Here is a 13131-nt window from a genome sequence, read left to right as displayed (position 1 = left end):
TATTAGCGTATAAAAGTGAACTTGTAAATAAAAAGCTGGGATTTTCACCCAGCTAATTTTTTATCTAGAATAATCCTACTATCTCACCTGACTCAAGAATGTCTATACTATCAGCTGAAGGAACCTTTGGAAGTCCAGGCATTGTCATAATATCTCCTGTAAGAGCTACTAGGAATCCTGCTCCCTTTGATACTTTAATGTCTTTTACTGTTATTCTAAATCCTTCAGGTCTTCCTAGCAATAAAGGATCATCTGATAGTGAATACTGTGTTTTAGCCATACAGATCGGCATCTTGTCAAATCCAAGTCTTGCAATCTCGCCAATTTGCTTTAAGCACTTATTTGAATAGTCCACGCCATCTGCTCCATATACTTCTCTGGCGATAGTTTCAATTTTTTCTGTTATCGTATCATTTACATCATAAAGAGGCTTGAAGTTGGCTTCGCCTTTTTCTACAACTTCCACTACCTTCTTGGCAAGTGCTACTCCACCTTCTCCACCTTTTGCCCATACTTCTGAAAGTACGGCAGTTGCTCCAAGCTCTTCACACTTGTTCAATACGAAATCAAGCTCTGCCTGAGTGTCCGTTGGGAAGTTGTTTACTGCAACAACAGCTGGAACTCCAAATTTTTTAACGTTTTCTATGTGCTTTTCAAGATTTTTAAATCCTTTTGACAAATAATCAAGATTTTCTGTTCCTAATTCATCTTTCTTAGCTCCACCATGATGCTTAAGTGCCCTTACTGTTGCAACTATTACAGCTGCATCTGGCTTAAGATTACCGAATCTGGCTTTGATATCAAAGAACTTTTCAGCTCCAAGGTCAGCTCCGAATCCTGCTTCTGTAACTGTGTAGTCAGCAACTTTCAGCCCTAGTTTAGTTGCGAGCATTGAGTTGCATCCATGGGCTATGTTCGCAAATGGTCCACCGTGGATCAATGCAGGTGTATTTTCAAGTGTTTGTACAAGGTTAGGAGCAATTGCATCTCTCAATAGAAGTGCAACTGCACCTTGAGCATTAAGGTCTTTTGCATATACTGGACTTCCATCGAATTTGTATGCTACAATCACTTCACTTACTCTCTTTTTAAGGTCTTCAAGATCCTCTGCAAGACAGAATATGGCCATGATTTCAGATGCAACTGATATGTCGAAGCCATCTTCTCTTGGCATACCATTAGGCTTTCCACCAAGTCCTACTACAACGCTTCTTAATGCTCTGTCGTTCATGTCCATAACTCTTTTCCATACAATTCTTCTTGGGTCGATACCAAGCTTGTTTCCTTGGTGAATATGATTGTCAAGAAGTGCTGAAATAAGGTTGTTTGCTGTTGTGATTGCGTGGAAGTCTCCTGTAAAGTGAAGGTTTATATCCTCCATAGGTACCACCTGAGCGTATCCACCACCAGCTGCTCCACCTTTAATACCGAAGCTTGGTCCAAGTGAAGGCTCTCTAAGTGCCGTTACAGTCTTTTTACCAATTTGGTTCAGTCCCATTGAAAGGCCGATATTGGTAGTTGTTTTTCCCTCTCCTGCTGGAGTAGGGTTGATTGCTGTTACAAGTACCAATTTCCCATCTGGCTTGTCCTTGAACTTCTCAAACACATCCAAAGAGATCTTTGCCTTGTATTTACCGTAATTTACTATGTCATCTTCTCCAATGCCTAAGTCTGCTGCTACATCCTTTATAGGGATCATCTTTGCTTCCTGTGCTATCTGAACATCTGTTTTCAAGTAAATTCCTCCTCTTAATTGTAGTATCTCCAACTCTTTTATTTATACCCCTAAGGATATAAAAATATAGTTGGATTTTTTTGTAATTTGGAATGGAAAAAGCTCATACTGTGTACCATTATAACAGATATGAGCCAAATTTAAAATATTTTTAATTGTTAAATAATTCTCTAGCTACCTGAATAAGCCAATGTCTCGCCTGTATCCCATGTCTTTGAATGAGATTTCTTCTATTGCGTCGTATACTTTCCTTCTTGCATCCTCCATCTTTCCGAGAGCAGTAACTGATAGTACTCTCCCTCCGTTTGTTGCAAAATGGTCTCCATCTTTTTTTGTTCCATTGTGAAATACCATTATTTCATCATTTTCATATGGCAATCCATATATTCTATGACCTTTTTTATAATAGCCTGGATATCCTCCCGAAGTAAGAACAACGGTCATGCATGCCTCTTCAGACCATTTCATATGTTCAGAAGCAAGATCACCCACTATTGAGTGGATAAATATATCAACTAAGTCAGTCTCTAATCTTGGAATTACAACCTCTGTCTCAGGGTCTCCAAACCTAACATTGAACTCAAGTACCTTCGGCTGACCATCAGTTATCATAAAACCAATAAAAAGAATGCCTGTGAAGTCGTGCCCATCTTTATCCAGACCTGTCTGGATTTTCCCCAGAACATCTTTTCTAACCTTCTCGTTGAAGTCTTCCGTAAAAAGAGGGCTAGGAGAATAGCATCCTACTCCACCGGTGTTTGGTCCTTGATCATCTTCAAAAATCTGTTTGTAGTCCTTCGCACTTTCCATGGGAAACAGTCTGTTATGTGATACGAAGCAGAGAAGTGACGCTTCCGTACCGTACAGAAATTCCTCAATTACTACCTTTTGACCTTCATCACCAAATATTCTGTCCAGAAGCACTTCCTTAAGGGTCTGAATCGCAATCTCTCTATCTTCACATATTACTACTCCCTTACCAAGGCACAATCCATCAGCTTTTATAACAAGTGGATAGGAGAAGTCTTTCAAGCCTTCAACCGCTGCATTGTAATTGGTGTAACTCTTGTATTTTGCAGTGGGAATCCCATGCCTTATCATAAATTCCTTGGCAAAATCCTTGCTTCCTTCGAGTTTTGCACTGAATGCATCGGGACCAAATACGTTGATTCCCTCTTCTTCAAACATATCTTTGATACCAAGTACCAGCGGTTCCTCTGGCCCTACTATGACAAGGTCGATTTCATTCGCCTTCGAAAACTCAAGAAGCCTTTCCAGGTCATTAGATTGAATGGAAACATTTGTAGCCACAAGGGATGTTCCACCATTTCCAGGTGCACAGTAAAGCTCCTTTACCTTCTCAGATTGCTCCAGCTTCCAGCACAACGCATGCTCTCTACCACCGCTACCAATTACCAATACCCTCATACAATCCCCTCCTAGTGTCTAAAATGTCTCATCCCCGTAAATACCATGGACATCTGGTTCATATCTGCTTCTTTTACAACCTCTGAATCCCTTACTGAACCTCCCGGCTGAATAACCGCTTCTATACCCGCCTTTGCAAGAGCCTCGATGGAATCCTTGAATGGGAAGAAGCCATCAGAAGCAAGAACAGCTCCCTTTGCTTCTACACCTGCTCTTTCAACTGCCTTTTGAACAGCCCAAAACCGATTGACCTCTCCAAGACCAATTCCAAGTGTTGCACCATTCTTAACAATTACTACACCATTTGAGGAAATATGCTTGGCAATCTTCCATGCAAATACCATATCATCCAGTTCGTCTTCCTCAGGAAATCTTTCAGTAACAATTTCCATATCATTCTGAAGCAGCTCCTTGTTTCTTTCCTGGTAGAGCATTCCACCTTCAACCTGTTTGGCCATGGGCTTGGTGTAATGTGTGTCCATAATTTCAGATATTTGAAGCAGTCTAATATTTTTTTTCTCTTTAAGTAACTCAAGGGCTTCCTCTGAGAATGAAGGAGCAATGATTATTTCAAGAAATATCTTTGACAACCTTTCTGCAAGCTTCAGAGTCACCTCTCTGTTTAGAGCTATGATCCCGCCAAATATGGATTCTGTATCGGACTCATATGCCTTTTCAAATGCTTCCACAATATCATTGCCAATTCCTGCCCCGCAAGGATTACCATGTTTAACAGCAATTGCAGCAGGCTCCTGAAATTCCTTGATAATTGATATTGCTCCGTTTGAATCATTTATATTGTTGAAGGATAGTTCTTTTCCATGAAGCTGTTTTGCCCCTGATATTGTACCTTCTGTTTGATTGTAGTCAGAGTAAAAGGCAGCCTTCTGATGTGGATTTTCACCATATCTCAGCTGATCTCTTTTCTTGTAGGGCAAAGTAAGATATTGTGGGAAGGTCTCCTGGCAGAGATCGTTGAAATAGTTTGCAATAAGTGCATCGTAGTAGGCTGTGTAATTGAATACCTTTCTTGCCAGTTCAAGTCTCGTTTCAGGTTTTGTATCTCCGTTTTGTTTCAGCTCAAGAAGAACCTGGTTATAGTCAACCGGGTCAATTACAACAGTAACATCCTGAAAATTCTTTGCTGCTGCCCTAATCATTGAAGGTCCACCGATATCGATGTTCTCAATTGCATCTTCCAGGGTGACTCCATCTTTTTTTACGGTCTCCTCAAAGGGGTAAAGGTTGTTTACAACCATATGAATCGGGAAAATTCCAAGCTCTTCAATAACCCTTCTATGTTCCTCATTATCTCTTTGAAACAAAATCCCGCCATGTATTCTGGGGTTCAATGTCTTTACCCTGCCATCAAGTATTTCAGGAAACTTGGTAATTTCATCCACTTCCTTTACCTTGATTCCATTTTCTGATAAAAGCCTGTAGGTCCCACCTGTGGATATTATTTCCCAGTCCATCTGGACCAGGTTTTCCACAAATTCAATTATTCCTGTTTTATCGTAAACACTAATCAACGCTCGTTTCATCGTTACCTCCAATGTTTTCATTATCAATCCTGATACAGCAGTCACCAACAGCTTTCACCAAAATTTTATGCTCCACCTCCAGGACCCTTTTCTGGATTGTTTCAACCGTATCATCCATAAGTACCGGAACAGACTCCTGCATTAGTATCGGTCCGGTGTCTGTGCCTTCATCCACAAGATGTACAGTTGCCCCGGTCTTTTTTACACCGGATTCCAGTACTGCCTTGTGAACTCTTTCTCCGTAAAAGCCCTTCCCACAGAAATCTGGAATCAGAGATGGATGAATGTTTATAATCCTGTTTCTGAACTCCTCTATAAACAAAGGTGAAAGAACCCTTAAGTAGCCAGCAAGAACGACAAGCTCAACTCCTTCTTCCTTAAGATTCCTCAGCAGTTCCTTGTCATATGCTTCACCAGGAAACTTTTTTGGATCTAAATACTTGTTTCGAATGTTCATCTTCTCTGCTCTTTCAAGGGCATATACACCCTCCCTGTTTGAAATCACGAGGACAACTTCTCCAGATATTTCACCGTTTTCACAAGCATCCATAAGAGCCTGTAAATTGGTACCTCCTCCTGAAACAAGAACTCCAATTTTTACTTTGTGCATAACTCTACTCCCTTTTCACCATGAACCACTTCTCCAAGTACGTAGAACTCATCATTTTGTTCAACAAGATAATGTGCAATTTTTTCTGCTTCTTCAGGATCTGCAACAAGAACCATTCCCACGCCCATATTGAATGTCCCATACATTTCTTCATCTGTAATCTCTCCCCATTCTTGGAGAAGATTAAATATTTTGGGTGTCTTTATTACATTTGCATCCACTTTTGCCTTTAATCCTTCTGGCAGAATCCTTGGAATATTTTCATGGAAACCTCCACCTGTTATATGGCTTAGCCCCTTGATATTGAATTTTTCAACTAATGGGAGAATCTGCTCGCTGTAAATTCTGGTTGGTACAATAAGCTCTTCACCAATTGTTTTATCTAGCTCATCGATAAAAGTATCGACAGAATATCCCATTTTCTCAAATACTATTTTTCTGACAAGCGAAAAACCGTTACTGTGAAGACCACTTGATGGAAGCCCCAGAATCACATCACCAGATCCGATGTCTTTGCCAGTGATAATCCTGCTTTTATCTACAGCACCTACGACAAATCCTGCCACATCGTATTCACCATCCTGATAGAACCCTGGCATCTCTGCAGTTTCTCCTCCTACAAGGGCACATCCTGCCTTGACGCATCCGTTGGCAACTCCCTCAACTATGCTTGCCATCTTTTCGGGAAGGAGTTTACCTGTTGCTATATAGTCCAGGAAAAACAAAGGTTTTGCTCCCTGGCAAAGGATGTCATTGGCACACATTGCAACACAGTCTTCCCCGATTGTGTCGTGTCTATCCATCATAAATGCCAATTTAAGCTTTGTTCCAACGCCATCAGTACCAGACACCAAAACCGGCTCCTTCATATCCGAAATGTCCAATTGGAAAAGACCTGAAAATCCTCCCAGATCAGATAGGACTCCAGGTATGTGAGTCTTTTTAATAAAACTCTTTATCATCTGTACCTCTTTATAGCCAGCTTCCTTGTCTACTCCCGAATCCTTATATGTCAAAGACATTTACAGCCCCTCCTAATAATTTCTATTCAACCCTTTCCACCGGATAGTTTCCTGAGAAACATCCCCTGCAGAATCCATTTTCCTCACCTGCTGCCTTAACCAGCCCCTCAAGTGAAATGAAGTACAATGACTCTGCACCGATTTCTTGCCTGATTTGTTCTGTATCCATATGGCTGGCAATAAGGTTCTCCTCTGATGGAGTATCCACTCCAAGATAACAACTGTGAGTAACAGGAGGTGATGCAATCCTTACATGTATCTCCCTGGCACCTGCATCCCTCAACATGGCAACGGTTCTCTTTATTGTTGTACCCCTTACTATTGAATCATCCACAAGAACCAGACTCTTGCCTTTAATATTCTCCCTAAGGGCATTCAGTTTTATTCTCACGCCCTGCTCACGAATTGCCTGTGTAGGTTCAATAAATGTTCTTCCAACATATCTGTTCTTGATTATTCCCTCTGTATATGGAATTCCTGAACCCTCAGCATAACCTATTGCAGCTACTATTCCCGAGTCAGGGGCTCCGATAACGATATCCGCTTCTGTTGGGAACTCCCTATAAAGCTGTTTGCCTGCTTCGGACCTCGAAATGTAAACACTTTTATCATCTATTATGCTGTCTGGCCTTGCCAGATAAACAAGCTCGAATATGCACATGCTTCTTTTTTCAGGACTCCTTTGAATTGTAGTAAGGCCATCCTTGTCTATCATCACTATTTCACCAGGCTCAACATCCCTAACAAGCTCTGCACCTATTGTATCAAATGCTACAGTTTCTGAAGCAACAATATAGTCACTCCCGATTTTGCCAATGGAAAGAGGTTTCAGACCATGTGGATCCCTTGCAGCGACTATCCTGTCGTTTGTCATTGCAACCATTGCATACGATCCCTGGACATCCTTGAGTGCATCCACAATTGCCTGATTAAAATCGTTCTTATGGTATTTTGCTATAAGGGCTGCAATAACCTCTGTATCAAGATCAGTTTGAAATATGGCGCCGGAATCTTCCATCTCTTCTCTGACTTTCATGAAGTTAACAATGCTTCCGTCCAGTGAAATTCCCAAGGCACCCCTTTTGTAACCAACAACCAAAGGCTGCGCATTGGCCTTGTTCTTTGCCTCAAAGTGGGCAGCATACCTTACATGCCCAATTGCAATATTACCTCTTAATCTATCAATAGTCTCATTGTTGAAAACTTCATTTACAAGTCCAAGCTCCTTAACATAATCAACAAATCCATTGTTATTGACAGCTATTCCTGAACTGATCTGTCCCCTGTGCTGAATTGCATAAAGCCCATAGTAGACATAAGGTGATACATGTTCATTCGAGTTGCTGAATACTCCAACTACACCACTCATCAATTAACCCCCAATTATCCCTTAAGCTGCTGATCAGCAGCAATAGTATCCTGAGCCATTTTCTCCTTGTACTCCTTGAATTTCTTTCTTAATTCCGGATACTTTATTGAAAGCATCTGTACTGCAAGAAGTCCGCCATTTTCTCCTCCATCAATTGCAACGGTTGCAACAGGTACTCCCTTTGGCATCTGAACAACTGAAAGCAAGGAATCCAATCCATCCATTGTTGAAGATTTTGCAGGAATACCAATAACAGGCAAAGGTGAAATTCCCGCTAGAACCCCTGCTAGGTGCGCTGCTTTTCCTGCAATTGCAACAATGACTTCTGTTCCGTTTTCTTCAGCGTTCTCTGCAAAATCCTTTGCAACATATGGAGTCCTGTGTGCTGAAATTACCCTAAGCTCATATTGGACTCCAAATTCATCAAGTATCTTTGTAACCTTGTCACCAATTGTCTTGTCTGAAATGCTACCCATTATTATACTTGCTTTCATTTGAATCCTCCTCAGTTTTTATTAGCAGTATTATACCAAAACAAAATGGCAAAGCCCAGACGGGCAGGTTATCAGAAACCTACCCGTCTGGGCTTTTCTCCCTTCGGTGTAATACCCCTAAAGGTATCTGTACCGCTCGGACCAGCTGAAAACTTCTCACGGAACCCTAGGTACACTTTCTCATAGACAATGATTTACGGTCATTGGTAGAAACGTCCTCCCCTTATCAGAGGACATATATGAGTTTTATTAGTTCAACATCAGTTGCTCAAGCTTAAGGGGTTCGATGTACTCGTTTCCCTTGAAGGCTCTCATATTTCCACCTGAAATTTCATCAATCAGGGCAATATGATTGTCTTCGCCAACTCTGCCAAACTCAAATTTTATATCGTAAAGCTCAAGATCCTTCTTTGCAAGCTCTTCCTTTACAACTGCTCCAATCTCCTTGGTCAGTTCAACAAGAACCTTGTACTCTTCCTTGGTCATGATATGGAGCATCTCGAGTGCCTCATCAGTTATAAGAGGATCATTTTTGTCATCGTCTTTAAGTGTTACTTCAACATATGCATCCAGCTTTTGACCTTCTTCTGCATACATTCCGTATCTTTTCAAGAAGCTTCCAACCGCCCTATATCTGCAGATAACTTCTACTCCGTTGCCAAATAGGCTTGCAGGTAGTACTGTCATTGTATTGTTTTCTATGTCAGAATTCACAAAATGTGTAGGAATTCCTTTCTCGTTCATCTTATTGAAGAAGAATGTAGTAAGCTTCAAACCCGCCTTTCCGGCTCCCTCAATGCTAAGCCCGACAGTATTGGCTCCAGGATCAAATACTCCGTTTTCACCTGTTACATCATCCTTGAACTTCAACATGTAATTTCCATCCTTCAGTTTATAGACATCCTTGGTCTTTCCCTTGTAAACTAACTCCATTGGATTCCCTCCTAAATAAATATAAACTTCAAAACGAACAATATTGCAAGTACCCACATAATCTTTGAAACTTCCTTTGTACGTCCAGTAAGAAGCTTAAGGATTACATATGAAACCATACCAAATACTATTCCATCTGCAATGCTGTATGCAAATGGCATCATTACGATTGTCAGAAAAGCAGGAATTGCTTCAGTGTAATCAACAAAGTTGATTTTTGTAATTGGTGACATCATAAACAGTCCAACGATTACCAGTGCAGGTGCTGTTGCAGCTGAAGGTATTATTGTAAAAAGTGGTGCAAAGAATAGTGCTATTGCAAACATTCCAGCTGTTGCAAGGGATGTAAGACCAGTTCTTCCGCCCTCTGCAACTCCAGCTGCACTTTCCACATAAGTGGTTACGGTACTCGTTCCCAGACATGCACCCACGATTGTTCCAACTGCATCTGCCATAAGTGCCTTGCCTACTCTTGGCAATCTTCCCTTTTCATCAAGCATGCCTGCTTTTGAGGATACTCCTGCAAGAGTTCCTACAGTGTCAAAGATATCAACAAAAAGGAAAGTAAATACAACTACCAGCATTTCAAGTGAGAAAATTTCCTCAAAGCCCACAAACTTGAATGCTATATCCGCAACCGATGGTGGAAGACTTACAATGCTAAATCCCTCTGGAATAATTGTAACTCCCATAGGGATCCCTATTATTGCGGTTGCGATAATACCGATTAGTATTGCGCCGCTTATTCTTCTTGATAAAAGATATCCTGTTATTATTATTCCAATTATTGCTACTGCTGCAGGACCTGAAGTCAGTTCCCCAAGGGCAACTATTGTTCCTTGACCTGTCTGCACAATTCCAGCACCGCTAAGTCCGATAAAAGCTATGAAAAGACCTATTCCTACTGATACTGCGTGCTTAATGTTCAATGGTATTGAGTCAAATATTGCTTCTCTTGCCTTTAAAACCGATAACAATATAAAGATTAGTCCTTCGATCAGTACTGCAGTTAATGCAAACTGCCATGTTTTACCCATGGGTCCAAGTACAATTGTAAATGCAAAGAATGCATTAAGACCCATTCCTGATGCAAGAGCAAATGGATACTTGGCATAAAGTGCCATGATAAGTGTAGCAACTATTGCTGATACCGTGGTTGCAGTAAATACTCCACCTGCATCCATTCCTGTAGCTGATAGCATTCCAGGGTTTACTGCCAGGATGTAAGCCATTGTCATAAATGTTGTAATACCTGCTAGAATTTCTGTCTTTACATTTGTGTTGTTCTCTTTGAGCTTAAAAAACTTTTCCAACGAAAGTTCCTCCTTAAATTTTTTTCGCGGAAAAAATATAGCCCAGGTGGGTAGGTCTAGCGAAACCTACCCGCCTGGGCTTTTATCCCTTCGGTGTGATACAATCCTGTACCTGTACCGCTCGGACCTGCTGAGAAAATCTCACGGAACCCTAGGTACACTTTCGCTCATAGTGCAGTGATTCTCGGTCACCAACTAGAAACATCCCAACCGTATTATGGGACCTATATGAGCCATATTTAATTCACACTATGAGTTTAACAGTTTGATTCCTTTGTGTCAACCAAATAATATAAAACATATTCCCCATTTGAACGTCTTCATTTAGCCATTTAAACAACCACACAAAATCAAAATCCTTTGATTTCCAATGGTTTGAGAAAATTACAAATTTTATTGTTTAAATTTATTTTATTTTAAATGTTGAATATCTATGATTATTTGTATAAAAAAACTCAAGACCAACTTCCCTTGCAATAACCTCCATGGTTCTTGGAGTGAAGAAAGATATGTGACTCTGGTCTCTTATATAAAACCAATCCGCGAATTTTTCCCTTTCAACAGGATGAAAAAGTGTCATTATCGCAATAATGCCATCATCTCTAAGTAGCTTCCTAAACAATCTAAAATACTCCAGCGGATCATCCATATGCTCAACTACCTCAGTTGATGTAATCAAATCATAGTTTTTACCAATATAAATCTTCTTGGTTGAATAGAATTTATCGTAGATATCCATTTCATATCCATAGTCTCTTTCCATTATCATTGACAATACAGGTTCTGGCCCACTCCCGAAATCCAGGCCTTCCCTGCCTTCTCCTGCAAAGGGCACTATGCTGGCATTGATAAAATCCTTGAAGTAATTTACGTATCTCTCATCTAGGATTGAATTGTTGTGATTCTCATATACTTTGAACTCATCTTCTCGACTTACATGAACGGAAGAGTCCTTCCAGATGAACTCACAGTTGTTGCACTGGTGAAATATCATATGAAACTTTTCATGATTAAACTCTTCTGTCTCATGGCCGCATATTTTACATTCATTACCCATCTATCTTCTCCATCTGTTCTAATTTGTCTTGTCAACTCTTCTTTTTGCAATTGCTCTAAGTTCAGGCTTATTGAACATCCTATCCATTTCACTGGCTGTGTATGCAAGCTTTATTGTATGAACATCACTGGACTTTGAAGCCATATTTATAATTTTTTCCCATGATTCCTCAACTGGTTGAATCTCTTCTTCCGATACACTCAGCTCTTCAACTGTCAGAAGGTGAGAAATAATGCATGTGGTCATTATGTCCAATGCAAAAGAGAAGTCCTCAAAGAATTCCTTAAGCACTACCAAGGCATGCAGACCCGTTATACAGTGAAGAACAACTATGCTATCAGTATCCCTATATGCAGGAATAAGAAGATTAAGAAGAGCATCTATTTTTTCTTCAGGCTCCCCTTCTATAATGAAACCAAGTTTTATATACATTGGATTTGAATACAATGCCTTTAATTTCTTGCCCATGGTTTCTTCATCTTGGAGCAATCTCTTAATATTGGGATTGTTAAGGAGGTTTTCCATCTCATGGATAATTCTGTCTCCCTCCAGTGACACCTCAAATGCCCCTGCTCCCTTATATCCTGTTATATAATATGCAATGGCTCTTCTTAGCTCATGGATGTAATCCTCATCCTCATGAAGACCCTCAACAGCATATGCAGTTCTGATCAAAGTGTGGAACAAGCCTGAGGACATTCCAAATTTAAGCTTGTCCAGAACCATGAAGGTATATTCCTTCCAGTTTTCCAGAGTCAATTCTTCCTTGACAAGCTCCAGACACGCTTCATATCCATCTCTGTTCTCTACGCATTTCCAGATATCATCTGTCTTTTGGATATCCTCTTTTATAGGATCAATGGAGGCCCTCTTTATATATCTATCGGAAAATTCTTCAGTTCCACTTAAATCCCCTGTCAACTTGTAATAGGCAAGCTGTCCCATAGGTAGGTGATTAACCAGATTACCCTGATATGGTGAATAATCCTTTCCGTAACGATTTACTATCTCAGCAATGCTCATATGGCTCCTCCTTACACATAATCCGTCATTAATATAAATCTCTCTTCTTACATTTTATCAGATTAAAGCCTCTTAGTAAACTTAACTACTTTATATAGTTTTTAGACCCGCTTGAATCCTTCATATCTATTTTTTTAAAAAATAAAACTTGCATTATTCTGCATCCTGTGTTAGTCTTATGTAGAACTTGAATTTAGAGTAATAGCAACACAATAGATATTTCCAAGCGGCAGTACCTTTGGTACACCTGTAACGAAATTTTATTAGTTAGTTATTTACTAAGATTCAACAAAAAAATTTCGGAGGTGCATTTATGCAAGGTACAGTAAAATGGTTTAACGCAGAAAAAGGATTTGGATTTATCACAGGACAAGACGGAAAAGATGTTTTCGCACACTTTTCACAGATTCAAAAAGACGGATTCAAAACACTTGAAGAAGGACAAGAAGTAGAGTTTGACGTAGTAGAAGGTCAAAAAGGACTTCAAGCAGAAAATATCGTTAGTCTATAATTAACGAATATTAATGGGGTAATCGGGAAATGACCGATTTTACCCTCACAAACAAAAAATGAAGAGAACCCGTAAGATTCTGGGCTTTTTAA

General features: G+C 40.1%; 12 protein-coding genes and 2 riboswitches. Of the genes, 1 reads left to right on the top strand and 11 read right to left on the bottom strand.

Annotated features, from left to right (window positions below; genetic code table 11):
* Window positions 1-64 precede the first annotated feature (64 nt).
* From ACOEN1_RS07295 to ACOEN1_RS07245, 11 genes are all read right to left on the bottom strand, one after another.
* Window positions 65-1735, bottom strand: a complete 1671-nt coding sequence (locus ACOEN1_RS07295) for a formate--tetrahydrofolate ligase (RefSeq protein ID WP_422486075.1) — start codon at window positions 1733-1735, stop codon at window positions 65-67.
* 174 nt (window positions 1736-1909) lie between these two features.
* Complete coding sequence (purD, locus tag ACOEN1_RS07290; protein WP_422486073.1) at window positions 1910-3163, bottom strand: phosphoribosylamine--glycine ligase; 1254 nt, start codon at window positions 3161-3163, stop codon at window positions 1910-1912.
* Window positions 3164-3174: 11 nt separating this feature from the next.
* Window positions 3175-4707 carry a bifunctional phosphoribosylaminoimidazolecarboxamide formyltransferase/IMP cyclohydrolase gene (purH, locus tag ACOEN1_RS07285; RefSeq protein ID WP_422486070.1) on the bottom strand — a complete coding sequence of 511 codons (1533 nt, stop codon included), beginning with the start codon at window positions 4705-4707 and terminating at the stop codon, window positions 3175-3177.
* Window positions 4688-5317 carry a phosphoribosylglycinamide formyltransferase gene (purN, locus tag ACOEN1_RS07280; RefSeq protein ID WP_422486068.1) on the bottom strand — a complete coding sequence of 210 codons (630 nt, stop codon included), beginning with the start codon at window positions 5315-5317 and terminating at the stop codon, window positions 4688-4690. Before purN ends, purH begins: the two co-directional genes overlap by 20 nt.
* Window positions 5305-6339: a phosphoribosylformylglycinamidine cyclo-ligase gene (gene purM / locus ACOEN1_RS07275; RefSeq protein ID WP_422486066.1), complete on the bottom strand. Its 1035-nt coding sequence runs from the start codon at window positions 6337-6339 to the stop codon at window positions 5305-5307. Before purM ends, purN begins: the two co-directional genes overlap by 13 nt.
* Window positions 6340-6361: 22 nt before the next feature.
* Window positions 6362-7708, bottom strand: a complete 1347-nt coding sequence (purF, locus tag ACOEN1_RS07270) for an amidophosphoribosyltransferase (RefSeq protein WP_422486064.1) — start codon at window positions 7706-7708, stop codon at window positions 6362-6364.
* A gap of 14 nt (window positions 7709-7722) precedes the next feature.
* Window positions 7723-8202, bottom strand: a complete 480-nt coding sequence (gene purE, locus ACOEN1_RS07265) for a 5-(carboxyamino)imidazole ribonucleotide mutase (RefSeq protein ID WP_422486062.1) — start codon at window positions 8200-8202, stop codon at window positions 7723-7725.
* 163 nt (window positions 8203-8365) lie between these two features.
* Window positions 8366-8465, bottom strand: a riboswitch (purine riboswitch).
* A complete protein-coding gene (locus ACOEN1_RS07260) occupies window positions 8452-9135 on the bottom strand; it encodes a phosphoribosylaminoimidazolesuccinocarboxamide synthase (protein WP_422486060.1) in 684 nt (227 codons plus the stop codon). It overlaps the preceding riboswitch by 14 nt.
* 11 nt (window positions 9136-9146) lie before the next feature.
* Window positions 9147-10448, bottom strand: a complete 1302-nt coding sequence (locus ACOEN1_RS07255; RefSeq protein WP_422486058.1) for an NCS2 family permease — start codon at window positions 10446-10448, stop codon at window positions 9147-9149.
* Between the two features lie 150 nt (window positions 10449-10598).
* Window positions 10599-10700: riboswitch (purine riboswitch) on the bottom strand.
* Between the two features lie 154 nt (window positions 10701-10854).
* A complete protein-coding gene (locus ACOEN1_RS07250) occupies window positions 10855-11505 on the bottom strand; it encodes a class I SAM-dependent methyltransferase (protein ID WP_422486057.1) in 651 nt (216 codons plus the stop codon).
* Between the two features lie 18 nt (window positions 11506-11523).
* Window positions 11524-12528, bottom strand: coding sequence for a hypothetical protein (locus tag ACOEN1_RS07245; protein ID WP_422486055.1), 1005 nt, complete (start codon window positions 12526-12528; stop codon window positions 11524-11526).
* Window positions 12529-12841: 313 nt separating this feature from the next.
* Here ACOEN1_RS07245 and ACOEN1_RS07240 point away from each other — a divergent pair, with 313 nt between their 5' ends.
* Window positions 12842-13039 carry a cold-shock protein gene (locus tag ACOEN1_RS07240; protein ID WP_422486053.1) on the top strand — a complete coding sequence of 66 codons (198 nt, stop codon included), beginning with the start codon at window positions 12842-12844 and terminating at the stop codon, window positions 13037-13039.
* The last annotated feature ends 92 nt before the right edge of the window (window positions 13040-13131 follow it).

This window comes from Gudongella sp. DL1XJH-153 (genome assembly GCF_049310905.1).
In the GTDB taxonomy this organism is placed as follows: Bacteria; Bacillota; Clostridia; order Tissierellales; family Tissierellaceae; genus Gudongella.
This window is presented reverse-complemented; position numbering and strand designations above follow the sequence as displayed.

Coding starts and splice junctions, on each gene's coding strand:
- purE (WP_422486062.1), bottom strand. CDS start 8,202: ATGAAAGCAAGTATAATAATGGGTAGCATTTCAGACAAGACAATTGGT.
- purM (WP_422486066.1), bottom strand. CDS start 6,339: ATGTCTTTGACATATAAGGATTCGGGAGTAGACAAGGAAGCTGGCTAT.
- purF (WP_422486064.1), bottom strand. CDS start 7,708: ATGAGTGGTGTAGTTGGAGTATTCAGCAACTCGAATGAACATGTATCA.
- ACOEN1_RS07245 (WP_422486055.1), bottom strand. CDS start 12,528: ATGAGCATTGCTGAGATAGTAAATCGTTACGGAAAGGATTATTCACCA.
- ACOEN1_RS07260 (WP_422486060.1), bottom strand. CDS start 9,135: ATGGAGTTAGTTTACAAGGGAAAGACCAAGGATGTCTATAAACTGAAG.
- purD (WP_422486073.1), bottom strand. CDS start 3,163: ATGAGGGTATTGGTAATTGGTAGCGGTGGTAGAGAGCATGCGTTGTGC.
- purH (WP_422486070.1), bottom strand. CDS start 4,707: ATGAAACGAGCGTTGATTAGTGTTTACGATAAAACAGGAATAATTGAA.
- ACOEN1_RS07250 (WP_422486057.1), bottom strand. CDS start 11,505: ATGGGTAATGAATGTAAAATATGCGGCCATGAGACAGAAGAGTTTAAT.
- purN (WP_422486068.1), bottom strand. CDS start 5,317: ATGCACAAAGTAAAAATTGGAGTTCTTGTTTCAGGAGGAGGTACCAAT.
- ACOEN1_RS07240 (WP_422486053.1), top strand. CDS start 12,842: ATGCAAGGTACAGTAAAATGGTTTAACGCAGAAAAAGGATTTGGATTT.